This is a genomic window from Paraburkholderia sp. GAS38 (assembly GCF_050434965.1).
Taxonomy (GTDB): domain Bacteria; phylum Pseudomonadota; class Gammaproteobacteria; order Burkholderiales; family Burkholderiaceae; genus Paraburkholderia; species Paraburkholderia phenazinium_A.
Genome location: NZ_JBNDJO010000001.1, coordinates 659,666 through 684,112, shown reverse-complemented (window position 1 = coordinate 684,112; position 24,447 = coordinate 659,666). Strand labels below are relative to the sequence as shown.

At 63.9% G+C, this 24,447-nt stretch carries 20 protein-coding genes and 1 other RNA gene; 17 read left to right on the top strand and 4 right to left on the bottom strand.

Annotation, left to right across the window (positions count from 1 at the left end; all coding sequences use genetic code 11):
- Positions 1-357: 357 nt before the first annotated feature.
- Both rho and trxA read right to left on the bottom strand, forming a co-directional pair.
- On the bottom strand, positions 358-1,626 hold the full coding sequence (gene rho / locus P3T42_RS02895; protein WP_074298516.1) for a transcription termination factor Rho: 1,269 nt from the start codon (positions 1,624-1,626) through the stop codon (positions 358-360).
- 230 nt (positions 1,627-1,856) lie between these two features.
- Positions 1,857-2,183, bottom strand: a complete 327-nt coding sequence (trxA, locus tag P3T42_RS02890) for a thioredoxin TrxA (protein WP_006048864.1) — start codon at positions 2,181-2,183, stop codon at positions 1,857-1,859.
- Positions 2,184-2,558: 375 nt separating this feature from the next.
- Between trxA and ffs the strand changes: the two genes are divergently transcribed.
- From ffs to P3T42_RS02865, 5 genes are all read left to right on the top strand, one after another.
- An RNA gene (ffs, locus tag P3T42_RS02885) (signal recognition particle sRNA small type) lies at positions 2,559-2,657 on the top strand.
- A gap of 277 nt (positions 2,658-2,934) precedes the next feature.
- Complete coding sequence (gene dnaX, locus P3T42_RS02880; protein ID WP_429305124.1) at positions 2,935-5,703, top strand: DNA polymerase III subunit gamma/tau; 2,769 nt, start codon at positions 2,935-2,937, stop codon at positions 5,701-5,703.
- Between the two features lie 60 nt (positions 5,704-5,763).
- Positions 5,764-6,090: a YbaB/EbfC family nucleoid-associated protein gene (locus tag P3T42_RS02875; protein ID WP_074298518.1), complete on the top strand. Its 327-nt coding sequence runs from the start codon at positions 5,764-5,766 to the stop codon at positions 6,088-6,090.
- Between the two features lie 201 nt (positions 6,091-6,291).
- The gene (gene recR / locus P3T42_RS02870) at positions 6,292-6,888 is read left to right on the top strand and encodes a recombination mediator RecR (RefSeq protein WP_074298519.1); all 597 of its coding nucleotides are present in this window, start codon (positions 6,292-6,294) and stop codon (positions 6,886-6,888) included.
- Positions 6,889-6,949: 61 nt separating this feature from the next.
- Positions 6,950-8,173, top strand: a complete 1,224-nt coding sequence (locus P3T42_RS02865) for a CaiB/BaiF CoA transferase family protein (RefSeq protein WP_429305123.1) — start codon at positions 6,950-6,952, stop codon at positions 8,171-8,173.
- Between the two features lie 214 nt (positions 8,174-8,387).
- On the opposite strand, the gene P3T42_RS02860 is transcribed toward P3T42_RS02865, so the two are convergent.
- Positions 8,388-9,362 carry an NADPH:quinone oxidoreductase family protein gene (locus P3T42_RS02860; RefSeq protein WP_429305122.1) on the bottom strand — a complete coding sequence of 325 codons (975 nt, stop codon included), beginning with the start codon at positions 9,360-9,362 and terminating at the stop codon, positions 8,388-8,390.
- 148 nt (positions 9,363-9,510) lie between these two features.
- Between P3T42_RS02860 and surE the strand changes: the two genes are divergently transcribed.
- The 6 genes from surE to rlmD all read left to right on the top strand — a co-directional run bounded on the left by surE (position 9,511) and on the right by rlmD (position 15,788).
- Positions 9,511-10,269, top strand: coding sequence for a 5'/3'-nucleotidase SurE (gene surE / locus P3T42_RS02855; protein ID WP_429305121.1), 759 nt, complete (start codon positions 9,511-9,513; stop codon positions 10,267-10,269).
- Complete coding sequence (locus P3T42_RS02850; protein ID WP_429305120.1) at positions 10,266-11,345, top strand: protein-L-isoaspartate(D-aspartate) O-methyltransferase; 1,080 nt, start codon at positions 10,266-10,268, stop codon at positions 11,343-11,345. Before surE ends, P3T42_RS02850 begins: the two co-directional genes overlap by 4 nt.
- A gap of 5 nt (positions 11,346-11,350) precedes the next feature.
- Positions 11,351-12,289 carry a peptidoglycan DD-metalloendopeptidase family protein gene (locus P3T42_RS02845; RefSeq protein ID WP_429305119.1) on the top strand — a complete coding sequence of 313 codons (939 nt, stop codon included), beginning with the start codon at positions 11,351-11,353 and terminating at the stop codon, positions 12,287-12,289.
- 11 nt (positions 12,290-12,300) lie between these two features.
- On the top strand, positions 12,301-13,395 hold the full coding sequence (gene rpoS / locus P3T42_RS02840; protein WP_429305118.1) for an RNA polymerase sigma factor RpoS: 1,095 nt from the start codon (positions 12,301-12,303) through the stop codon (positions 13,393-13,395).
- A gap of 4 nt (positions 13,396-13,399) precedes the next feature.
- Positions 13,400-14,176: a 3'-5' exonuclease gene (locus P3T42_RS02835; RefSeq protein ID WP_074298527.1), complete on the top strand. Its 777-nt coding sequence runs from the start codon at positions 13,400-13,402 to the stop codon at positions 14,174-14,176.
- A gap of 172 nt (positions 14,177-14,348) precedes the next feature.
- Entirely contained in the window at positions 14,349-15,788 is a 1,440-nt protein-coding gene (gene rlmD / locus P3T42_RS02830) for a 23S rRNA (uracil(1939)-C(5))-methyltransferase RlmD (protein WP_074298528.1), read from the top strand.
- 131 nt (positions 15,789-15,919) lie between these two features.
- Here rlmD and P3T42_RS02825 read toward each other — a convergent pair whose 3' ends face one another.
- Complete coding sequence (locus tag P3T42_RS02825) at positions 15,920-16,816, bottom strand: outer membrane protein assembly factor BamD (protein ID WP_074298529.1); 897 nt, start codon at positions 16,814-16,816, stop codon at positions 15,920-15,922.
- Positions 16,817-16,854: 38 nt separating this feature from the next.
- On the opposite strand from P3T42_RS02825, the gene P3T42_RS02820 reads away from it, so the two are divergent.
- The 6 genes from P3T42_RS02820 (at position 16,855) to phaR (ending at position 24,222) form a co-directional block, all read left to right on the top strand.
- Positions 16,855-18,096 (top strand): RluA family pseudouridine synthase, encoded by a 1,242-nt coding sequence (locus tag P3T42_RS02820; RefSeq protein ID WP_074298532.1) that lies wholly within the window; start codon positions 16,855-16,857, stop codon positions 18,094-18,096.
- On the top strand, positions 18,093-18,944 hold the full coding sequence (gene pgeF / locus P3T42_RS02815) for a peptidoglycan editing factor PgeF (RefSeq protein ID WP_429305117.1): 852 nt from the start codon (positions 18,093-18,095) through the stop codon (positions 18,942-18,944). The genes P3T42_RS02820 and pgeF overlap by 4 nt, the downstream gene beginning before the upstream one ends.
- 439 nt (positions 18,945-19,383) lie before the next feature.
- Positions 19,384-21,234: a class I poly(R)-hydroxyalkanoic acid synthase gene (gene phaC, locus P3T42_RS02810; RefSeq protein WP_429305116.1), complete on the top strand. Its 1,851-nt coding sequence runs from the start codon at positions 19,384-19,386 to the stop codon at positions 21,232-21,234.
- A gap of 165 nt (positions 21,235-21,399) precedes the next feature.
- Positions 21,400-22,581, top strand: coding sequence for an acetyl-CoA C-acetyltransferase (locus P3T42_RS02805; RefSeq protein ID WP_074298535.1), 1,182 nt, complete (start codon positions 21,400-21,402; stop codon positions 22,579-22,581).
- A 183-nt stretch (positions 22,582-22,764) separates the two neighbouring features.
- A complete protein-coding gene (locus P3T42_RS02800; protein ID WP_074298537.1) occupies positions 22,765-23,505 on the top strand; it encodes a 3-ketoacyl-ACP reductase in 741 nt (246 codons plus the stop codon).
- 138 nt (positions 23,506-23,643) lie between these two features.
- Complete coding sequence (phaR, locus tag P3T42_RS02795) at positions 23,644-24,222, top strand: polyhydroxyalkanoate synthesis repressor PhaR (protein WP_074264803.1); 579 nt, start codon at positions 23,644-23,646, stop codon at positions 24,220-24,222.
- The last annotated feature ends 225 nt before the right edge of the window (positions 24,223-24,447 follow it).

The window sequence follows — 24,447 nt, the reverse complement described above, 5'->3', positions numbered from 1 at the left end:
ACGAGACAGGCTGCGGCGCCTGTCTCGTTTGAACATCGGGTTGGTGACTCTTCGGCGGTGCGGTTCACCCCAGCGCGGTTGCGGTGCCGACGATCCCGTCGGACCTGCACAATTCGCTTTGCGCAGTACAATTGAGCCAGCCATTGGCCACAAGAAGACGGGAGCGCACTCGAAAGGAACCGGCTCAAAGGTGCGCTGAGCGACGAGATGCACGCGGTGCTGTGCAGCCCTGGCCACGACAACTTCAGATTCAATCGACAAGCGCAAACCGCGCCTAGTCCGATCAGACAACCCGCGCAAAGGCGGGCAGTCTCTCGGCCACCGCGAGAGCGGCGCCCTTAGTGCATACAACAGCGCTTAACTCCCCCCGCCACGCCGCATCATGTCGAAGAACTCCGAATTGCTCTTCGTCTGGCGGATCTTGTCGAGCAAAAATTCCATCGCCTCGACTTCGTCCATATCGTGAATGAACTTGCGCAGCACCCAGATCTTTTGCAGGATCTCAGGCTTGATCAGCAGCTCTTCGCGACGCGTACCGGACTTGTTAAGGTTGATCGACGGATAAACGCGCTTCTCAGCAAGACGACGCTCAAGGTGCACTTCCATATTGCCGGTGCCCTTGAACTCTTCGTAGATCACGTCGTCCATGCGGCTGCCGGTTTCGATCAGCGCCGTACCGATGATGGTGAGCGAGCCGCCTTCTTCGATGTTACGTGCGGCGCCGAAGAAGCGCTTCGGACGTTGCAGCGCGTTCGCATCCACACCACCCGTCAGCACCTTGCCCGAAGCCGGCACCACCGTGTTGTAGGCGCGCGCGAGACGCGTGATCGAGTCCAGCAGAATCACCACGTCGTTCTTCATTTCGACGAGGCGCTTGGCTTTTTCGATCACCATTTCGGCGACCTGGACGTGACGCGCAGCCGGTTCGTCGAACGTGGACGCGATCACTTCGCCGGCCACCGAACGCTGCATTTCCGTCACTTCTTCCGGGCGCTCGTCAATCAGCAGCACGAACAGGATGACATCCGGATGGTTCTGCTTGATCGCGTGAGCGATGTGCTGAAGCATCACGGTCTTGCCGGACTTCGGCGAGGCGACCAGCAGGCCGCGCTGGCCCTTGCCGATCGGCGCGATCATGTCGATGATGCGGCCCGTGACGTTTTCTTCGCCACGCATTTCACGTTCGAGCAGCAGCACCTTGTTCGGGTGCAGCGGCGTCAAGTTCTCGAACATGATCTTGTGTTTCGAGGCTTCCGGCGGCTGGCCGTTGACCTTGTCCACCTTCACCAGCGCGAAATAACGCTCGCCGTCTTTCGGCGTACGCACTTCACCTTCGATCGTGTCGCCGGTGTGCAGATTGAAGCGGCGGATTTGCGACGGGCTGATATAAATATCGTCCGTGCTGGCCAGATACGAGGTTTCCGGCGAGCGCAGGAAGCCGAAGCCGTCAGGCAGCACCTCGAGCGTGCCGTCGCCGAAAATCGTTTCGCCAGTCTTGGCGCGCTTTTTAAGAATGGCGAACATCAATTCCTGCTTGCGCAGGCGGTTCGCACTTTCGATCTCGAGGCCATTGGCCATCTCGATCAATTCGGACACGTGCAGAGTCTTAAGCTCGGATAAATGCATACGGAGAACCCGCAGGAGAAGGTGCGACCTGAAATGAAATCTGGGAGGAGAGTGAGCGGAACCGCTCAGGGACTTAAGCGTCTTTTCGACGTTTTGCGGATTCTAGCATAGCACACGCCAATTTCAGCCAGCGTGGCGTCACAGCATCTAATTGTTGTCCGTGTTGTCGGCTGACAACACGGACAATGTGCGCGCACTGAGCGCGCAAGCGGCGCTTCGGCTACAGCGTATTACAGGTTGCCGTCGAGGAACGCGGTGAGTTGCGACTTCGACAGGGCGCCGACCTTTTGCGCCGCGACTGCGCCATTCTTGAAGAGGATCAGCGTGGGGATGCCGCGCACGCCGAACTTCACCGGCGTGGACTGATGTTCGTCCACGTTGATCTTGGCGATCTGCAGGCGGTCAGCGTAGTCCTTCGCAACCTCGTCGAGGATCGGTGCAATCATCTTGCACGGACCGCACCATTCTGCCCAGAAGTCGAGCAGCACGGGCTTGTCGGATTTCACGACGTCCTGTTCGAACGATGCGTCGCTGATATGTTTGATTTGTTCGCTCATATATGAATACCTCTCTCGGATCGAGGCCCGCCTGAATTGCTCGCCACGATACACCAAACTAAGAAAACTTCCGTTCGCGTTGCCGCAAAGGGAGCCGCACTGGAACATTCGCGGGCGATCCTCTCGAAGCGCTCCGGAATGCGCAGAATGCTCGGCTTTACGGGACATTCGTACGTCAGTTTAGCCTAAATTGCTATGCGTTGCCGGTGGTGATAGTACTCATACAGGCAGTAGGGACAAGGGCTGCCGGTAGGGTGCCAGCGTCGGTGACACACCGTATCTGGTGGTTGCGGGCGTGAACGCAAGTGGGCGTTCATCAAACTTTGTTCGCATTAGGAGTCGCGCGGCCTGTCGACCGATGGTAGAATCTTTGGTGACGGGCCTCCTCGCATGGAGGGGCGGTCAACCTGGTCAGGTCGGGAACGAAGCAGCCACAGCCGTTTTCCACCAGTGCCGAGGGTCAGGCTCGTCACCTTCCTTTTTTCATCGTTTGTTCGTTGCTCGCCGCCTGGTTGGTTCAAAGCTGGCACAACGGTTCCCCCCAGTGTTTCCCAGTCGCATTGAGTCGACTTTGCGCGGTTTTTTCGCGTATCAGTTGCTGGCCGCTCGGCTGTCCGACTTCCGGTTCGCCGCTCTCGCATCGCCCTATTTTTTTCTATCGATTCGCTTGCCATTTTCAATGAGGCGGCGACGTGTATCCGTATGCGGTCGAATCGCCTTGGCGCGCTATCGTTACTGATACAATTTCCCGATGACCTATCAAGTTCTCGCACGCAAATGGCGACCGAAGGATTTCGCTTCGCTCGTCGGACAGGAGCACGTGGTGCGCGCGCTCACGCATGCGCTCGACGGCGGGCGCCTGCACCATGCCTATCTGTTCACCGGAACCCGCGGCGTCGGCAAGACGACGCTCTCGCGCATCTTCGCCAAGGCGCTGAATTGCGAAACCGGCGTGACCTCAACACCGTGCGGCGTGTGCCGTGCGTGCCGGGAGATCGACGAGGGGCGCTTTGTCGATTACGTGGAGATGGATGCGGCAAGTAATCGCGGCGTCGACGAAATGGCCGCACTGCTGGAACGGGCGGTGTATGCGCCGGTCGATGCGCGCTTCAAGGTCTATATGATCGACGAAGTGCACATGCTGACGAACCACGCCTTCAACGCCATGTTGAAGACGCTGGAAGAACCGCCGCCGCACGTCAAGTTCATTCTGGCCACCACTGATCCGCAGAAGATTCCGGTCACGGTGCTGTCACGCTGCCTGCAGTTCAATCTGAAGCAGATGCCGGCCGGTCATATCGTGTCGCATCTGGAGCACATCCTCGGCGAGGAACACGTGCCGTATGAGGCCCAGGCGCTGCGCTTGCTGGCGCGCTCGGCGGACGGCTCGATGCGCGATGCGTTGTCGCTCACAGATCAGGCGATCGCCTATTCGGCCAACCAGGTCACGGAAGAAGCGGTACGCGGCATGCTGGGTGCGCTCGACCAGAGTTACCTGATCCGCCTGCTCGATGCGCTCGCCGATGGCGATGGCCCGGCAGTGCTGGCGGTCGCTGACGAGATGTCCTTGCGCAGCCTGTCGTTTTCGACGGCGCTGCAGGATCTGGCCAGCTTGCTGCACCGGATTGCCTGGGCGCAGTTCGCGCCGTCGTCAGTGCTCGACGAGTGGCCCGAAGCGACGGATTTGCGGCGCTTTGCGGAGGCGCTGAGCGCGGAGCAGGTGCAACTGTTCTATCAGATTGCAACGATTGGCCGGAGCGAGCTCGGCCTCGCGCCGGATGAGTACGCCGGCTTTACGATGACGCTGCTGCGCATGCTGGCGTTCGAGCCGGCGCCCACCGGTGGTGGCGGAGCAACCACCGCGGGGCGTCCGGCTGGAGCCTCGGGCGCCGGCGGGGTGAAGCGTAGCGGCACGCCGGCTGTAGCGGCATCGCAAGCTCAGGCGGCGCCTGTGCGGGCGGCTGTGGTGACGCCGTCGGCGGCCTCGGTGAATGCTGCGCCGAGTGGCGACGGTATCGGTGAGCCCGGTCCGCGCGCTCAATTCGAAACGGCTCGCGTGGAGATGGATTCGGCGGCGCGGTCGACGGTTGCTCGGGACGCTGAGCGGGTCGTTGGCCAGGCGGTCGTTCAAGATGCGGCTTCGGTCGCCACGCGTTCGCATGCGGAGAGCGCGCCGGCGCAAGTGGCGGTGATTGCCGCTGCGGCATCGGCGGAAGAGGGTGGTGAGCCTGTTGTTGCCGATCGCAATGCCACTCCGGCTCCTACCGCGGAGATCGCAGCGAGCCCCGTTGTTAATCCAGATGCGAGTGCCGATGTGACTCCGGTGGCGACCACGGCGACGGGTACCACCAGTCCGGCGACGGACTCGGCAGAATCGGCTTCGGTCGCGGCAACGACGGCGGCAACGACAGCCGCCGAACCGGCTCCGGCGGCAACGCCAGTCACTGTCGCCGCAGAGGTTCCTGTTGCATCGGCAGTAACAGCCACGGCAGCGGTTCCAACGGCACCGGCAGTAACGGCCGCTGCACCGGTTTCCACGGCTGCGACGGGCACAGCGGCCTCGACACCCAAATCCGCCGTTCAAGCCACACCAGCACCCGCACCCACCTCGACCTCGCAAGACGACGCTCAAGCCGATGACGCCGCGCCGCGTCGCGCAGGTGGCGCCAGCGCCGCGCTCGATGTGTTGCGCAGCGCCGGCCTGAAAGTGTCATCCGATCGCGGCCGCGCCGCAGCCGCCGCAGCCAGGCCCGCCCCCACAGTCCCGCAGAAACCTGCCGCCCCCCGCGTGACCGTCCCGGTGCCCACACCCGGCGCGCCGCGTCGCGCGCAGGAAGCTGCGCCCGCCCGCGCTACGGCACCGTCGGCGCCAGCAGCGCGCAACGGCGGTCAAGGCAGCCAGGGCGGCTCATCCGTGCCGCCGTGGGACGACATGCCGCCTGACGATTTCGTGCCGCTCTCGGCCGAAGACGACTACTTCGGCCCACCTGACGACGGCTACATGCCGGTCTTCGACGCCGGCCCCGACGACGTACGCATGCCCGCCGCCGCATCCGCCCCGGCACCGGTCGACACGCGCCCCTTGCCGCCCGCCGTACCGCTCGACGCCCTCGGCTTCAACGGCGATTGGCCGGCGCTGGCCGTCGGCCTGTCGCTTAAAGGCATTTCCTACCAGCTCGCCTTCAACAGCGAACTGATGGCGCTCGAAGGCGCCACGCTCAAGCTCAATGTACCGGTGCCGCAGTACGCTGAAGCCTCGCAGGTCGCCAAGCTCAAGATCGCGCTGGCCGAACGGCTCGGCAAGGAAGTCGAGGTACTCGTCGAAGTGGGCCCGGCGCGCCGCACTGCGGCCGCATTCGACGCCGCCGCCCGCGCGCAGCGTCAGAAGGAAGCCGAGCGCGAGATTGGCTCGGACCCGTTCGTGCAATCGCTGATCCGCGAATTCGGCGCCAGCATCGTGCCGGGTTCCATCAAGCCGATCGCCCCGGACGCCGCCGGCAGCCCTTCGTCGACGCATTGATTTACGGCGCATCATAGCGCCATACCCCCAAATTTCACGCTATCAAGAAGGAGCACGTCCATGATGAAAGGCCAACTCGCCGGGCTGATGAAGCAGGCCCAGCAGATGCAGGAAAACATGAAGAAGATGCAGGACCAGCTCGCGCAGATCGAAGTCGAGGGGCAGTCGGGTGCGGGTCTCGTCAAGGTGACGATGACCTGCAAGAACGACGTGCGCCGCGTGTCGATCGACCCGAGCCTGCTCGCCGACGACAAGGACATGCTGGAAGACCTCGTCGCCGCTGCATTCAACGACGCCGTGCGCAAGGCCGAAGCCACCGCCCAGGAAAAGATGGGCGGCATGACCTCGGGCCTGCCGCTGCCGCCGGGCTTCAAGCTGCCGTTCTGATCGTTCGCATCGTTTAGACCCCCGGCTGGCCGAGGCGCTGCGGGCAGGCCGCGGACCCTGTCCGCCAATGCTTCCCCGCAAGGCCGCAACGCTACACGGCAGAGCGGTGCAACGCGCTCGAGCGTCGTACCGCTCTGCCGGCTGCCATATGACGGCTTCCAGACCGCAACGCCTTACCCACATCGACATCGCCGATTCCGCATGAAACAACCTTCCGCCTTGTCGGCGCTCGTCGAAGCGCTGCGCGCGCTGCCCGGTGTCGGGCCGAAGTCCGCGCAACGTATGGCGTATCACCTGATGCAGCACGATCGCGAGGGCGCGGAAAAACTCGGCCGTTCGTTGCTGTTTGCCACCGAGCATCTGCAGCACTGCGAGAAGTGCAACACCTTCACCGAAGCGCAGATCTGCGAGGTGTGCAGCGACGCGGAACGCGATCCGGCGCTGCTGTGCGTCGTCGAGACCCCGGCCGACCAGATCATGCTCGAGCAGACGATGACCTATCGCGGCCTGTACTTCGTGTTGATGGGCCGCCTGAGTCCGCTCGACGGCATCGGTCCGAAGGAGATCCATTTCGACCGGCTCGTCAAGCGAGCCACGGATGGCATCGTCAAGGAGGTCGTGCTGGCGACCAATTTCACCAACGAAGGCGAAGCCACCGCGCATTACCTCGGGCAGACGCTCAAGGCCCGCGGTCTGGCCGTCACGCGGCTTGCGCGCGGCGTACCGGTGGGCGGCGAGCTGGAGTATGTCGACGCCGGCACGATCGCCCGCGCGATGCTCGACCGGCGCTCGCTGTAGCGCGGTGCTTTACTTTTACCTGGGTAGCCCGGGTAGCACACGTAGCTGAGGACACGAGACCATGAGCGTAACCCCCGACGCGACGCGTCCCACCGGCCCGCTGGCAGGCGTGAAAGTGCTCGAACTCGGCACGCTGATCGCCGGCCCGTTCGCCGCGCGCTTTCTCGGCGAGTTCGGTGCGGAAGTGATCAAGATCGAAGACCCCAAGGGCGGCGATCCGCTGCGCAAATGGCGCAAGCTGTATCCGGAAGCCGGCGGCACTTCGCTGTGGTGGGCCGTCCAGGCGCGCAACAAGAAATCCGTGACGATCAACCTGAAGGCCGAGGAGGGCAAGGAGATCGTGCGGGGTCTGGCGAAAGAAGCGGACATTGTGGTCGAAAATTTCCGCCCGGGGCTGCTTGAGAAGCTTGGGCTCGGTTATGACGTGCTGTCCGCCGAGAATCCCGGTCTCGTGATGGTGCGCCTGTCCGGCTACGGCCAGACCGGACCGTATCGCGACCGGCCCGGGTTTGGCGCGATTGCCGAGTCGATGGGCGGGCTGCGGCATATCACGGGGTATCCGGATTTGCCGCCGCCGCGCATCGGCATTTCCATCGGCGACTCGATCGCCGCGCTGCACGGCGTGATCGGCGCGTTGATGGCGCTGCATCACAAGCAGGTGAATGGCGGCAAAGGGCAGGTGGTCGACGTCGCCCTCTACGAGGCGGTCTTCAACATGATGGAGAGCGTGGTGCCCGAATACGGCGTCTACGGCATGGTGCGCGAGCGCACCGGTGCGTCGCTGCCGGGCATCGTGCCGTCGAACACCTATCCGTGCCGCGACGGCAGCATCGTGATAGGCGGCAATAGCGATCCAATCTTCAAGCGCTTGATGCTCGCCATCGAACGCGCGGACCTCGCTAACGATCCTGCGCTGGCGCATAACGACGGCCGCGTGCCGCGCACTCAGGAAATCGACGGCGCGATCGCCGCGTGGCTCGCTACGCGGACCATCGACGAGGCGCTCGAGGTGCTGAACGCCGCGGATGTGCCGGTGGGTCGCATCTACAGCGTCGCGGATATGTTCACCGATCCGCAATTCATGGCGCGTCAGATGATCCAGCGCTTCAAATGGCAGGACGGCAAGGAAATCACCTTGCCTTCGGTCACCCCCAAGCTCTCGGAGACGCCTGGTGAAACGCGCTGGCTCGGTCCGGAACTGGGCGAGCACACCGACGAAGTGTTGAGCGCGCTCGGCTACGACGCGCAGCAGATTGCCGCGTTGCATGCGCAACAGGTGGTGTGAGTGTTGAGTGCGCCTGGCCGCGTGCTCAAGCGGTGCGAGTAGCACGCAGTGGGTCGCGTGCCGTGGGCGACTCTTTCGGCGTGGGCCTGTCGAGTAGCGGACTGCTTGCCCGCCTGGACGGCCGCCTCGGGCCCCGCCGGCAGACCAATCCAAAGCGGCATGCCGTCAGGCGACGACACGCCGTTTTCCGCTCTGGCCACGCGAGCCGGCGCGCCTACGGCGTAATCACCACTTTCCCCACCACCCGCCGTTCGGCCATCTCCCGTAGCGCCCGCCCGGTTTCCTCGAGCGGATAGCGCGCCGACACATACGGCTGCAGCTTACCTTCGCCGATCCACCCCACCATCTGCTTGAATGCCGCCGCGTTGTGCTGCGGCTCGCGCTTCGCAAAGTCGCCCCAGAACACGCCGACAAGGCTCGCGCCTTTGAGCAGCGCGAGGTTGAGCGGCAACCTGGGAATCTCGCCGTTCGCAAAGCCCACCACCAGATAACGGCCGCGCCAGCCGATACTGCGGAACGCCGGTTCCGCATAAACGCCGCCGACCGGATCGTAAATCACATCCGGCCCTTTGCCGTCGGTGAGCGCCTTGATGCGCTCGCGCAGGTCTTCGGTGCTGTAGTTGATCGTCGCATCCGCGCCGTGCTTCACGCAGATGGCGAGCTTTTCGTCCGAGGACGCCGCCGCGATCACCCGCGCGCCCAGCGCCTTGCCGATCTCCACCGCGGCGAGGCCGACGCCGCCGGCCGCACCCAGCACGAGCATCGTTTCACCCGCCTTCAAAGCCGCGCGATCGACCACCGCGTGGTGCGATGTGCCATAGGCGAGCGTGAAGGCCGCCGCCACGGCAAAGTCGATGCCGTCGGCAAGCGGCACGCAGGCGGCCGCAGGCGCCACGGCCTGCTCCGCGAAGCCGCCCTGGCCGGTGAACGCCACCACGCGCGCGCCCGGCTGAAACTGCGACACGCCGGCGCCGACCGCGCGCACAATGCCGGCCACTTCCGAGCCCGGCGTAAAGGGCAGCGGCGGCTTGAACTGGTATTTGTTCTCGATGATCAGCACGTCGGGGAAATTGACGCTGGCCGCCTTGACGTCGATCACCACCTCGCCGGCTTGCGGCGTGAGGTCGGGCAACGCTTCGACCACCAGGCTCTCCGGCGGGCCATATTGATTGCAGCGAATCGCGCGCATCGTGTCTCCATTTCGATCGGGTTCACTTCGGTATTCTGAAGTGTAAAGCAAGCCGAACGACCGTGCGTTTTTGTCGTGCCGCAGGCGCTGCATCCGCGATGCCTGGCGTGTCGTTCGCGCGTCTTCTTTCCTCGGTTACAATCGCCGCATGCGAATCCTACTCAGCAACGACGACGGTTATCTGGCGCCAGGCCTTGCTGCGCTTTACGAAGCGCTGAAGGCGTTCGCCGACGTCACTGTGATGGCGCCCGAGCAGAACTGCAGCGGCGCGTCGAACTCGTTGACGCTGTCGCGGCCGTTATCGGTGCTGCGCTCGTCGACGGGTTTCTATTACGTGAACGGCACGCCAACCGACTCCGTGCACATTGCCCTGACCGGCATGCTCGACCACACGCCCGATCTGGTGGTGTCCGGCATCAACAACGGCCAGAACATGGGCGAGGACACGCTGTATTCCGGCACGGTCGCCGCGGCGACTGAAGGCATCATGTTCGGCGTGCCCGCCATCGCGTTTTCGCTGGTCGACAAGGATTGGGTCCATCTCGACGCCGCCACGCGCGTGGCAGCGGAAATCGTCGCCCATTACCTCGAGCATCCGCTGGCCGGCAACCCGTTGCTGAACGTCAATATTCCCAACCTGCCGTACGAGCAGCTCGGCGACTGGCGCATCACCCGTCTGGGCAAGCGGCATCCGTCGCAGCCGGTGATCCGCCAGACCAACCCGCGCGGCGAACCGATCTACTGGATCGGCCCGTCGGGTAGCGCGCGCGATGCGAGCGAGGGCACCGACTTCCACGCCGTCGCCAACGGCCAGGTGTCGATCACGCCGCTGCAGCTCGATCTGACCCACACGGACATGTTGCCCGCGGCGCGCGACTGGCTGCGCGCCGGGAGCGGCGCTTCATGACCAACGAGCGCGCAAAGCGCTTTCCGCTTGGCCTCGAGGATCTGGTGCGCGAGCCACGGCGGCCCGAAGGGCGCCCCGGCGAAGTGCGCGCGGCGAACCTCGCCGCGGCGACCGAGGCCCGTGTGGCCGGCGCGCGCGCGAAGACCTCGGCACGCGGCGAGATCGCCGGCGGCCGTACCGCGAGCCAGCCGGCCAAAGCGGCGGCTTTGGTTAAACCCGCGGTTAAACCCGCAGTTAAACCGGCGCTCAAGCCCGCAGTCAAAACGGCGGCCAAACCTTCGGCATCCGTCGTCACGAAACAAAGCGCAAGCGCGACGGTGGCGAAGCCGCTGGCCAACCGGCCTGCGCCCAAGCCCGTCGCGCCGCGCCCGAGCGCCAAGCCTGCCGAACGCAGCGCTGCACCGAATGTCGCGTTGAACGGTGCACTTGCACTGACTTCGGAACGGGTTCGCGAGCGCATGGTCGAACGCCTGCGGGCAAACGGCATTACCGATCAGCGCGTGGTGCATGCGATGTCGGTGGTGCCGCGCCACATGTTCGTGGACCCGGGGCTTGCCCCCCAGGCTTACGAGGACGCGGCGCTGCCGATCGGCCATCACCAGACCATCTCCAAGCCTTCGGTGGTCGCGCGGATGATCGAGCTGGCCGCCGCCGGCCGGACCCTCACGAACGTGCTCGAAATCGGCACGGGCTGCGGTTACCAGGCGGCGGTGCTGAGCCAGGTTGCACGCGATGTTTATTCGATTGAACGCATCAAACCGCTCTACGAGCGCGCCAAGACCAACTTGCGTCCGCTGCGCATTCCGAACATCCGGCTGCACTACGGTGATGGCCGCATCGGTTTGCCGGCGGTCGCGCCGTTCGACGCGATCGTGATTGCCGCGGCAGGCCTCGACGTCCCGCAGGCTTTGCTCGAGCAACTTGCGATCGGCGGGCGCCTCGTTGCGCCGGTCGGCACGCAGGATGGCCAGACGCAGCAGGTGCTCACGCTCGTCGAACGGACCGGGCCCGCGCAATGGCGCGAGTCGCGGCTTGATCGCGTTTTCTTTGTACCCTTAAAATCCGGAGTGATTTGACACCGATGAGTATGTTGCGCGCGATGCAAAAAAACAGCCTGAATGTCCATCTGACCGTAGCCCAGCGTAGCGTGTGCGTGGTCGCGCTCTCCCTGTTGGCGGCCTGTGCGACGCGGCTCGATAACGCGCCGGTAGTCGATAAATCCGGCGACCTCGGTACCCAGTCCGCGCAGCAGGCGCCGGCGGCACCCGTGCCGCTGGGTCCGCCGCCTCCGGGTTATTACCGGGTCAAACCGGGCGATACGCTCTACCGCATCGCTCTGGAAAACGGTCAGAATTATCGCGACATCGCGACGTGGAACAACCTGACCAACCCGAACCAGATCGAAGTCGATCAACTGCTGCGGGTGGCGCCGCCAGGCGCGAACGTCGCGGCGCTTACGCCGGGCGTGGCCACCTCGCCGGTGATCGGTGGCGGCGTGCAGACGGCGCCGCTGGGCGGTTCGTCGGCGCCGCCTCCGCCGCCGGGCGGAACGGCAGGCGTGGCGTCGGTGCCGCCGGTCTACGGTGCGGGTTCAAGCGCCACCACGATCCCGCCGCAAACCGGCGCGAGCGACACAGGCGCGGCTGCTGCGAGCAACGTCGCGTTCGCCTGGCCGGTGCGCGGCCCGATCCTCGGCACGTTTGACGACGCCACCAACAAGGGCGTCAATATCGGCGGGGCTGCCGGCGACCCGGTGAAAGCGGCTGCCGATGGCCGCGTCGTTTATGCGGGAAATGGGCTGCGCGGTTACGGCAATCTCATTATCATCAAGCATGATGCAACTTATCTTACGGCGTATGCACATAACCGCGCTTTGATGGTAAAAGAGGGAGACGCGGTGACCAAAGGGCAGAAGATCGCCGAAATGGGCAATAGCGATTCGGACCGTGTGATGTTGCATTTCGAAGTTCGCCGGCAGGGTAAGCCTGTCGACCCACTGAAGTATTTGCCGCCGCAATAAGCGATACGACCATGCCGAAATCGAAGCGCCGCCCGCCGCAAGCCGAGTCTGAGAAGATCAGTCGCGCCACGCAAGTTACGGTGGAGGACGGCGGTGCTTCGGAGGTCGAAGACGATAGCGTTGACGATCTGGACAACGCACGCGATCTCGACGAGCGCCAAAGCGGTACGGAGGAAGCCGGCGAAACGCGCGAAAGCGCGAGCGACGCCGCGCCCGACGCCGACGATTTCCGCGCGCTGCTGCAGGCCGAACTCACGGCTGACACGATCCAGCATTACCTCAACCGGATCAGCGTGAAGCCGCTGTTGACGGTGGAGGAGGAGCAGCGCTATTCGCGGCTGGCCAAGGCCGGCGAGTTCGAAGCGCGCCAGGTGATGATCGAGCGCAATCTGCGGCTCGTCGTCAGTATCGCGAAAGGCTATCTGAACCGCGGCGTGCCGCTGCTCGATCTGATCGAAGAGGGCAACCTCGGCCTGATGCACGCCATCGAGAAGTTCGATCCCACGCGCGGCTTCCGTTTTTCCACGTATGCCACCTGGTGGATCCGTCAGAGCATCGAGCGCGCCATCATGAATCAGGCGCGTACCGTACGTTTGCCGGTGCACGTGATTCGCGAGCTCAACCAGGTGCTGCGCGCCAAGCGCCATCTGGAGAAGAACTCCATGAATTCCGGCGACGCGGCCGACCGCCGCGACGCCAGCATCGACGATATCGCGTACCTGACCGGCAAGACCACCGACGAAGTCACCGACATCCTCGCGCTGAACGAGCACACGGCGTCGCTCGACGCGCCGCTCGATCTCGATCCGGCGAGCAGCCTGCTCGATCTGCTGTCCGACGACCAGAGCCAGTCGCCGGATGCCGAGGTGCAGCACCGCGAGCTGGAAACGTTGACGCGCGCGTGGCTCGCCCGCCTGTCCGACAAGCATCGTCACGTGATCGAGCGCCGCTTCGGGCTCAATCATATCGAGCCGGCCACGCTCGAAGAGCTGGCCGACGAAATGGGCCTCACGCGCGAGCGTGTGCGCCAGATCCAGCAGGAAGCGCTGGTTCGCCTGAAGCGCTTCTTTGCCTCCAACGGTGTACGCAAGGACGCCGTTTTATAAGCCGATGACACCGATTCTTGTTTTCGACATCGAGACGATTCCCGATGTCGCCGGCATTCGCCGCCTCGAAGATTTGCCCGCCACGCTCAGCGACGCCGAAGTCGCCGAGCATGCCTTTGCCGCGCGCCGCGAAAAAACCGGCAGCGATTTCCTGCCGCACCACCTGCAACGGATTGCGGCGATCTCCTGCGTGTTCCGCGACAACAACGGCTTTCGCGTGCGCTCGCTCGGCACGCTGGAGGATGGCGAAGCGGCGCTGGTGCAGTCGTTCTACCGGGTGATCGAGAAGTACACGCCGCAACTGGTGTCGTGGAACGGCGGCGGCTTCGATCTGCCGGTGCTGAACTACCGGGCGCTGGTCAACGGGATTCCGGCGAGCCGCTTCTGGGATCTGGGCGAGGACGACCGCGAGTTCAAGTGGAACAACTACATCAGCCGCTACCACGCGCGCCATACGGATCTGATGGACGTGCTGGCGATGTACCAGGCACGCGCCAACGCGCCGCTTGACGCGCTTGCCAAGCTATGCGGCTTCCCCGGCAAGCTCGGCATGGACGGCGGCCAGGTGTGGCACGCGTTTCAGGACGGGCAGATCGAAGAGATCCGCAATTACTGCGAGACCGACGTCGTCAACACTTACCTGCTGTACTGCCGCTTCCAGTTGATGCGCGGCGGTTTCTCGCCGGAAGAATACGCAGACGAAATCGCGCTGGTGAAAAGCGCGCTGGCGCTCGAGCCTTCGCCGCATTGGGCGGAGTATCTGGCAGCGTTCGATAAGTAGGCGGCTCCGGGCCGCGCGTCGTCGAGCGTGCGCGCGGGGGCGAGGTTGTCCGCCGCGTCGCGCCCCCGCCGGACGACGCTCCAGTTGATCCGCCGCATCGTCAAATCTTCGTCGCCGCTTGTGGTTCGTCTACAATCTCGCCTTCCCCCAACAGTCTGTCAGGAAGCCGCAGGTGTCTCAGATTGCCCCCCATCGTGCCTCGAACCGCTCGTCCAGACGCAAGAAAAAAGCGTCCGCCGAAGCGGCTACGTCAGCCGCGCCCGCCGCGTCCGTTATAGCCCCGATTCTGGAAGTCGAATCGCTCGACATGGAAGCGCGCGGCGTAGGCCGTACCGTCAACGAAGACGGCACGCCGGGCAAGGTGATTTTCGTCGAAGGCGCCTTGCCGGGTGAGCGTGTCACCTATTTGAGCTACCGTCGCAAGCCGAGTTTCGAACAGGCGGAAGTGGTCGACGTGCTGCGCGAAAGCGTGATCCGCACCAAGCCGCAGTGTCAGTTCTTCGGCACCTGCGGCGGTTGCTCGATGCAACACCTCGACGTGCGCGCGCAGATTGCCGTCAAGCAGCGTGTGCTCGAAGACAATCTTTCTCATCTGGCGAAGCTGCGGCCCGAAACCGTGTACCGGCCGATTCACGGTCCGTCATGGGGATACCGTTACCGGGCGCGCCTCACCGTGCGCCACGTGGCCAAGAAGGGCGGTGTGCTGGTGGGCTTCCACGAACGCAAGAGCAGCTTTATCGCCGATATGACCTCGTGCGAAGTGCTGCCGCCGCACGTCTCGGCGATGCTGGTGCCGCTGCGCCGGCTGGTCGAAGGCCTGTCGATTCGCGAGCGCATGCCGCAGATCGAACTCGCGGTCGGCTCGACGGTGACGGCGCTGGTGCTGCGCATTCTGGAGCCGATCAACGCGGCCGACGAGCAACTGCTGCGCGAATTCGCCGATGCCCACAACGTGCAGTTCTGGCTGCAGCCGCAGGGGCCGGATTCGGTGGCGCCGTTTTACCCGCTCGATGCCCGGCTCGACTACACGCTGCCGGAGTACAACATCCGCATGCCGTTCAAGCCGACCGACTTCACCCAGGTGAATCACCAGATCAACCGGGTGCTGGTGGGCCGCGCGCTGCGTCTGCTGGCGCCGTCGCGCGGCGATCGCGTGCTGGATCTGTTCTGCGGCATTGGCAATTTCACGCTGCCGCTTGCGCGGATATCGAAGGAAGTGGTGGGCATCGAGGGCAGCGAGGTGCTGACCACGCGGGCGCTCGCCAATGCCGCGGAGAACGGCGTGGCGGAGCACACCTCGTTCGCCTGCCGGAACCTGTTTGAGGTGACCGCCGACGACATGCGCGCGCTCGGCCACTTCGACAAGTTCCTCATCGACCCGCCGCGCGAAGGCGCGCTGGCTGTCTCGAAAGCGCTGGCCGAGATCGCCCAGAGCGGCGACGGTCCGCTGCCGAAGCGGATTGTCTACGTGTCCTGCAATCCGTCGACCCTCGCGCGCGATGCCGGTCTGCTCGTTCACGAAGCCGGCTACCGGCTCAAGGGCGCGGGCGTGGTCAACATGTTCCCGCATACGTCGCATGTGGAGTCGATCGCGCTGTTCGAGCGCGACTGACCGCGACTACGCTCAAGCACAGCGCACAAACAAAAACGCCACGACCTTAAAGTCGTGGCGTTTTTGTTTGCTTGGACGTCGATCAGGCGTTGAGCTGGATCAGTTCCAGTAACGCTCGTCCTGTGTGTGGCTTAGAACTGCCACCACGACTTCTGCTGACCGGGCCGTGCATGACCGGTGATGTAGGGGCTGTCCGGGAAGGTGCCGGCCAGCACGCGCTTCGTATCGTCGGCCAGTTGCGGTTGGTCGAGCTTCTGGTACGAGAGCATCATGATGTGCAGCGCGTCCTCAATTGCCGGCGCATTCCGGTAATCCCGGATGGCGAGCTGCGCACGATTGATGGCGGCAACGTAAGCACCACGACGGTAGTAGTAGTCCGCTGCGTGAACTTCGTGCGACGCGAGGGCGTTCACGATATAGCGCATGCGTTGTGCGGCATCCGGTGCGTACTTGCTGTTCGGATACTTGTCGACCACCACCTTGAACGCGTCATACGACGCGCGCAGCGACTTCGGATCGCGCTCGCTCATGTCCTGGCCGGAGAAGCGGCCGAACAGACCGAGGTCGTCGTTGAAGTTGATCATGCCCTTCAGGTAGTACGCGTAGGCAATGTCGGGGTGACCCGGGTGCAGCTGGATGAAGCGGTCGATTGCCTCATTGGCGGCGTCGTTCTCGCTGTCTTTCCAGTTGCAGTAGGCTACGTTGATCTGCGCCTGCTGGGCAAAATGGCCGAACGGATCGCGACCCTCAAGCATTTCGAAATATTTCGCGCACTTGCCCCAGTCGCCGCCGGACAGCGCGTCTTGCGCCTCCGTATATAATTTGTTGTTTGGCCATGTAGCCGTTTCATCGGTCTTTTCCGGCAGGCCATGGCAGGCTGCCACGACGGCGATAGCCGCGACGCAGGCGAAGTAACGTGCCACTCTGCTAGCCGTGCTTCGGAGTGTGGCCCGGGCTGCTGTCCGCAGTGCTGTCTTTCGGGCCACCGTCTTTTGGGCCGATTCGATAATGATGTTCAAGGCTCGCATTTTCCAGTCTAGCTTTACGTCCAGGTGACCCAGACTCAATGACCCGTTCAAATAATCCGGTTCCTTCTACAGGTGCCCGGAATAGCAACAAAGATTATAGCCCAAGCGCTGACCCCACCGACGCGTTGGGTAGGGATTCGTTAGACGACGATCTCGACAGCGACGCGCTTTTGCCCCCGCAGAGCGCGGGAGAAGTGCCTACTGTGAGCAGCAAGGCCGTGGACAACACGCCGCGCGTGGTCATCGTCCCCGACGAACTGGCCGGCGAGCGCCTCGACAAGGTGCTGGCCAGAGTCTTCCCGGAGTTTTCGCGTAACCGGCTGCAAAGCTGGATCGAAGCGGAGCGCGTGCGCGTGGACGGCGTGCCCGCGAAGATCCGCCAGCCGGTGCCGCTTGGCGCGAGCATCGAGCTCGTTCCCGATCTGCTGCCGGAGCAGCTTGCCTTCACGCCCGAACCCGTGCCGCTCGACGTTGTCTACGAAGACGAGACGCTCGTGGTGATCAACAAGCCCGCCGGCATGGTGGTGCATCCGGCGGCCGGCAACTGGAGCGGCACCGTGCTCAACGGGCTCCTGTATCGCTACGGCGAAGCGGCGTCGGGCTTGCCGCGCGCCGGTATCGTACACCGGCTCGACAAGGAGACCTCGGGGTTGATGGTGGTGGCGCGCACGCTCGAGGCGCAGACCGATCTCGTGCGGCAATTGCAGGCGCGCACAGTTAAGCGCCGCTATCTCGCGCTGGTGTGGGGCAACATGCCGGACGAGGGCACGATCGACGCGCCGATCGGCCGCGATCCGCGCGAACGCACCCGCATGGCGGTGGTCACGAGCGCCTCGGGCAAACCCGCGCGGACTCACTTCCGCCGTGTCGACTCGGCCATCTGGCAACGGCAGCCGGTATCGGCGATCCACTGCGATCTGGAAACCGGACGCACCCACCAGATTCGCGTGCATTGCGCGCACATCGGTCATCCGCTGCTGGGCGATCCGGTCTATGGACGCGCACGCGGCAAGCGCTCGGTCACGCCGCTGCCCGACGGTTTCGCGCGCCAGGCGCTGCATGCATGGCGCCTGGGCCTGATTCACCCGCAGACCGGCCGCGAGATGCAATGGCGCGCCGAGGTGCCTGAGGACATGGCGGCGCTGTCGGCGGCGCTCGGGCTCGGCCGCGACGACGCGGGCGAATTCGACGAGGCGTATTACGAAGATGAGGAAGGGGAAGGTTACGAAGCGTCTTTCGATGACGAGCTGGACGACGATGATGAGGACGACCACGCATGACGCAGCCCGCCGCTACGCAGCCTGAGTTGACGCTCGCCGATGTGCTGCAACCCGCCTGGCGTGTCGCGCCGCGCGTGCGTTCGCTGGTGACCACGCGCAACGGCGGCGTGAGCCTGCCGCCGTTCGGCCGCTGGCACGATGGCGTCGAGACGCCGGGCGGCCTGAACCTCGGCCGGCTGGCTGGCGACGATCCGGCTTGCGTCGAGCAGAATCGCGCGCGTCTGATGAGCTTGACGGGTGGCGCCGAAGCGGCGTGGCTCCAGCAGGTTCACGGTGCGGATGTGGTGGATGCGCACGAGGTGCTGGCGCGGGCCCGCAAGGGCGAGCCGCTCATGCGCGCCGACGCCAGCGTCACCAACCGGCCCGGCACGATTTGCGTCGTGATGATTGCCGATTGCATGCCCGTATTGCTGTGCGACGCCGATGGCCGCGCGGTGGGTGCCGCGCATGCAGGGTGGCGCGGCCTGGCCGCGGGCGTCGTCGAGAAGACCGCGCAGCGCGTCGCCGATCTCGCGGGCACGCAGCCCGGCTCACTGCACGCGTATCTCGGACCGTCCATCGGACCTGCCACGTTCGAGGTGGGGGCAGACGTGCGCGACGCATTCATGAATGGCGCCGAGGATTCGCAACGTGAGGCGACGGCTCGTGCGTTCGTGCCGCGTCCCGAGGCGGCGGGCAAATATCTCGCCGATCTGCACGCGCTGGCGCGTTTGCGTTTGCAACGTCTTGGCGTGACGCAGATTACCGGTGGCGACACATGCACGGTGACTCAGCGTGAACGTTTCTATTCTTACCGGCGCGATCGCGTCACAGGCCGCATGGCCGCCTTGATCTGGCTTGCCGACTGAGCGCGCACGCCCGCTTATGCCGCTGGCGGCCATAACAGGCGGGGATCGTCAGGGTTTGTTCGGGGGCGCAGCGGGCATTTTTGTTGCGCCGCCAAAGGCGAACGCGCCGGCCGCCGGGCTCTCCATAGCGCGGCTCGAAAAGCGCCGCTATTTCCCGTGTTAAATGCAAAAAAGGCCCTGCAAATATGGGCCTTTTACATTTCTTGTCCATTCGTTCTAGCGGGCCACATTAAGGCGATGAAATACATGGGGAAAACGATAATTAAAAAAATATCGCACTGCGGCAAAATCGGGAACAAGCATTGACATGCCTTGCGATGGGGAGCAAGAATGTTCCCCACACACGGGACAGGGCGTGACGAGGTCGCGAGCAATCGCCCACGTGCGTCGGAAACCTGCCTCTCAACCGTCCGTCAGGACTCACCGGTCAAAAGCAGGTATGGCAGCATCACAACATTCCTCGACTTCCTCAAGCACGGACTCCACGACGGAGCAGCAGACCAGTGCAGGTCCCGCCGGAGCGCAGCAGTTATTCGATGCCTGGATCAACGCATGGCGTTCGCTTGGCGTGCCTGCCGCGGGTGCCGGCGCGGCGTTCCAGATGCCGCAGATGCCCTCCATGCCGGCCATGCCCGACTTCAGCAACGCTGCGGCCGCGATGGCGCCGTTCGCCGGCCTGAAGGTACCCACCGCGGCGATCCCTTCGGAGCGTTTGCAGAAGCTGCAAGCCGACTACTCGCGCGAAGCGATGCAGTTGCTCCAGCAATCGGCTGAGTCGACGCCGAAGATCCCCGAACTGAAGGACCGTCGTTTCAGCGCGGAGGCATGGAGCGCCACGCCGGCGTATGCGTTCACCGCCGCATGGTATCTGCTGAACGCGCGCTATCTGCAGGAGCTGGTCGAGGCGCTCGATACCGAACCGAAGGTGCGCGAACGCATCCGCTTCGCGGTCCAGCAGTGGACGGCGGCGGCCGCGCCGAGCAACTTCCTTGCGCTCAATCCCGAAGCGCAGAAGACCTTGCTGGAGAGTCGCGGCGAGAGCCTGCGCCAGGGCGTCGCCAATCTGTTGGGCGACCTGCAGCGCGGCAAGATTTCGCAGACCGACGAATCGCGTTTTGTGGTCGGCAAGAATCTCGCAAACACCGAAGGCTCAGTGGTGTTCGAGAACGACCTGATCCAGTTGATCCAATACAAGCCGCGCACGGCGAGCGTGCGCGAGCGGCCCTTGCTGATCGTGCCGCCTTGCATCAACAAGTTCTATATCCTCGATCTGCAACCGGAGAATTCGCTCGTCGCTCATGGGCTCGAGTCGGGGCATCAGGTGTTCCTGATTTCGTGGCGCAATGCGGATGCCTCGATTGCGCATAAGACGTGGGACGACTACACCGACGAAGGCGTGCTCACCGCGATCGAAACCGTGCGCAAGATCAGCGGGCGCGAGCAGATCAACACGCTCGGCTTCTGCGTCGGCGGCACGATGCTCGCCACGGCGCTGGCCGTTGCGGCGGCGCGCGGCGAACATCCCGCAGCTTCGATGACGCTGCTCACCGCCATGCTCGATTTTTCGGACACAGGTGTGCTCGACGTGTTCGTCGACGAAGCGCATGTGCAGATGCGCGAGCAGACCATCGGCGGCAAGAACGGCGCGAAGCCGGGACTGATGCGCGGCATCGAGTTCGCCAACGCGTTCTCGTTCCTGCGTCCGAACGATCTCGTGTGGAACTATGTCGTCGACAACTATCTAAAGGGCCGCACGCCGACGCCGTTCGACCTGCTGTACTGGAACAGCGATTCGACGAGCCTGCCCGGACCGATGTACGTGTGGTACCTGCGCAATACGTATCTGGAGAATCGTCTGCGCGAGCCGAATGCGCTGACCGTGTGCGGCGAGAAGGTGGACCTGTCGCTGATCGATGTGCCCACCTTCATCTACGGTTCACGCGAGGATCATATCGTGCCGTGGCGCACGGCCTATGCCTCGGTGCCGCTGCTGAGCGGACCGCTGGAATTCGTGCTTGGCGCGTCGGGGCATATCGCGGGCGTGATCAATCCGCCTGCCAAGAACAAGCGCAATTACTGGGTGCTGCAGACAGAGGGCAAGCACTTGCCGGAGAGTCCGGACGACTGGTTCGAACAGGCAACGGAAGTGCCGGGAAGCTGGTGGCCGGAATGGACCCGCTGGCTCGATCAATACGGCGGCAAGAAGGTCAAGGCGCGCGCCACTGCGGGCTCGGCCGACTATCCGGCGATCGAGGCGGCGCCTGGGCGCTATGTGATGCAACGCGAGTAACGATGGCGGGTAGCGCAGACAAGGCGCGGATGAAGGCGCGGATGCGACCAGAACGATTGACGCCGGCTGTGTGAGCCGACGGCGTTGGCGGCACTGAGCAGGTGATTGGATTTTTAACTTGACGGGCGGCGGAGCGACTGGCCGCGATGCCCGGAGGAAATTGAAATGACTGATGTAGTGATCGTATCGGCCGCGCGTACGGCAGTCGGCAAATTCGGTGGGTCGCTGGCGAAAATCGCTGCACCCGATCTCGGCGCACTCGTGGTTCGCGCTGCACTCGAACGCGCGGGTGTGAAGCCCGAGCAGGTCAGCGAAGTGATCCTGGGCCAGGTCCTGACGGCAGGTTCCGGCCAGAATCCGGCGCGCCAGGCGCTGATCAAGGCGGGCCTGCCGCTGGCGGTGCCCGGCATGACCATCAACAAGGTGTGCGGCTCGGGCCTGAAGGCCGTGATGCTGGCGGCCAACGCCATCATCGCCGGCGACGCGGATATCGTGGTGGCGGGCGGCCAGGAAAACATGAGCGCGGCGCCGCACGTGCTGCCGGGTTCGCGCGACGGCTTCCGCATGGGCGACGCCAAGCTGATCGACAGCATGATCGTCGACGGCCTGTGGGACGTCTACAACCAGTACCACATGGGCGTGACGGCTGAGAACGTCGCGAAGGAATACGGCATCACGCGCGAACAGCAGGACGCGTTCGCGGCCCTTTCGCAGAATAAGGCGGAAGCAGCACAGAAGGCGGGCCGTTTCGATGATGAGATCGTGCCGGTCGAGATTCCGCAACGCAAGGGCGAGCCGCTACGCTTCGCCACGGATGAATTCGTGCGCCACGGCGTGACGGCCGAATCGCTCGCCGGTCTGAAGCCGGCCTTCTCGAAAGAAGGCACGGTGACGGCCGCCAATGCGTCGGGCCTGAACGACGGTGCGGCTGCGGTGCTCGTGATGTCGGCCAAGAAGGCCGAAGCGCTGGGTCTCAAGCCGCTCGCGCGCATCAAGGCTTACGCCAGCGCCGGTGTCGATCCGAAGGTGATGGGCATGGGCCCGGTGCCGGCTTCGCGCCGCTGTCTCGAACGCGCGGGCTGGAGCCCGGCCGATCTCGACCTGATGGAAATCAACGAGGCGTTCGCTGCGCAGGCGCTCGCCGTGCACCAGCAAATGGGCTGGGACACGTCGAAGGTCAACGTGAACGGCGGCGCGATTGCGATCGGCCACCCGATCGGCGCGTCCGGTTGCCGGATCCTCGTCACGCTGCTGCACGAAATGCAGAAGCGCGACGCGAAGAAGGGCTTGGCCTCGCTGTGTATCGGTGGCGGCATGGGCGTGGCGCTGGCTGTCGAACGCGCCTGAGTCTGAACGAATGAGTTGAGTGTTGCCGCGCGCCGCGGCGTCAGCGGTCCGGGTCGAAGCGGTGCGTGGTGTGCGGTGTAGTGGCCTCGCCAGCCGGTCGCCCGGCGGCAGCGGAGATGCAGTACAGGCGAGGGAAGGGGCTGCCGGTCGGCGCCTCGGAAAAACGATAATGGAGTGTGGTTTATGGCACAGCGAATTGCGTATGTAACGGGCGGGATGGGCGGCATCGGCACGAGCATTTGCCAACGTCTTCACAAGGAAGGCTTCAAGGTCGTCGCCGGCTGTGGCCCGAACTCCCCACGCCGCGTCAAGTGGCTCGAAGAGCAGAAGGTCCTCGGTTACGACTTCATCGCCTCGGAAGGCAATGTGGGCGACTGGGAATCGACCAAGGCGGCTTTCGACAAGGTGAAAGCCGAGGTCGGCGAGGTCGACGTTCTGGTCAACAATGCGGGCATTACGCGCGACGTCGTGTTCCGCAAGATGACCCACGAAGACTGGACGGCGGTGATCGACACCAACCTGACGAGCCTGTTCAACGTCACCAAGCAGGTGATCGACGGGATGGTCGAGCGCGGCTTCGGGCGAGTGATCAACATCTCGTCGGTGAACGGGCAGAAGGGCCAGTTCGGGCAGACGAACTACTCGACGGCGAAGGCCGGCATTCACGGCTTCACAATGTCGCTGGCTCAGGAAGTCGCCACCAAGGGCGTCACGGTGAACACCGTTTCGCCTGGCTACATTGGTACGGATATGGTCAAGTCGATCCGCCCCGATGTGCTGGAAAAGATCGTTGCGACGATTCCGGTGCGCCGTCTCGGCCAGCCGGATGAAATCGGTTCGATCGTAGCGTGGCTCGCGTCGGACGAATCGGGCTTTTCGACGGGCGCGGATTTTTCGCTGAATGGCGGTCTGCACATGGGCTGATCCGTGCAGCGTCCGGTCGCAAGACAGGGCGCTACAGGGTTCAGGTGTTTCCGGCGGCGTCTCGTACCTGCAATCGGGCCCGGTTGCGCGTGCGGCAGGACGCCGTTTCTGCGCTTCAATGGCGCTCAAAGGCGTTAAATGACCACTACTACAAAGAAAACTGCCGAACGACTCATCAAGAAATATCCGAACCGTCGGCTCTATGACACCGAGACAAGCACGTACATCACGCTGACGGACGTCAAGCAGCTCGTGTTGGACCAGGAGGATTTCAAGGTCATCGATGCGAAGAGCAACGAGGACCTGACGCGCGCCATTCTGCTGCAGATCATCCTGGAAGAAGAGAGCGGCGGTCTGCCGATGTTTTCGTCGTCGATGCTCTCGCAGATCATCCGTTTCTACGGACACGCGATGCAGGGCATGATGGGTACTTATCTCGAGAAGAACATCCAGGCGTTTATCGACATTCAGGCCAAGCTCGCCGACCAGTCGAAGAACCTGTATGAAGGCAAGGCGATGAACCCTGAGGTCTGGTCGCAGTTCATGAACATGCAGGCGCCGATGATGCAGGGCATGATGACCAGCTACATCGAGCAGTCGAAGAACATGTTCGTGCAGATGCAGGAGCAGATGCAGAACCAGGCGAAGTCGATGTTCAGCACCTTCCCGTTCACGCCTGCCAATCCGCAGACGGATCCGGAGCCGGAGAAGAAGTAAGGCGGCATGAGTGTGCGCCGTCCGGCTCAGGGTCGGACTGGCGAAACTGCTGCAAAGAGGGCGCAGCGGGCTGACCGTGGGCAGTCCGATGGGCGGGAGCAATGGATGCTCCGGTGTCGACGCCGGCGGGTGTTCGCGCGCCTGCGCGAGATGCCGAAATGGTGGAGTTTGCGTTAAGAAAATGGACGTGCGCTGGTGTTGACGGGGTTGACATTGGTGGGTCGG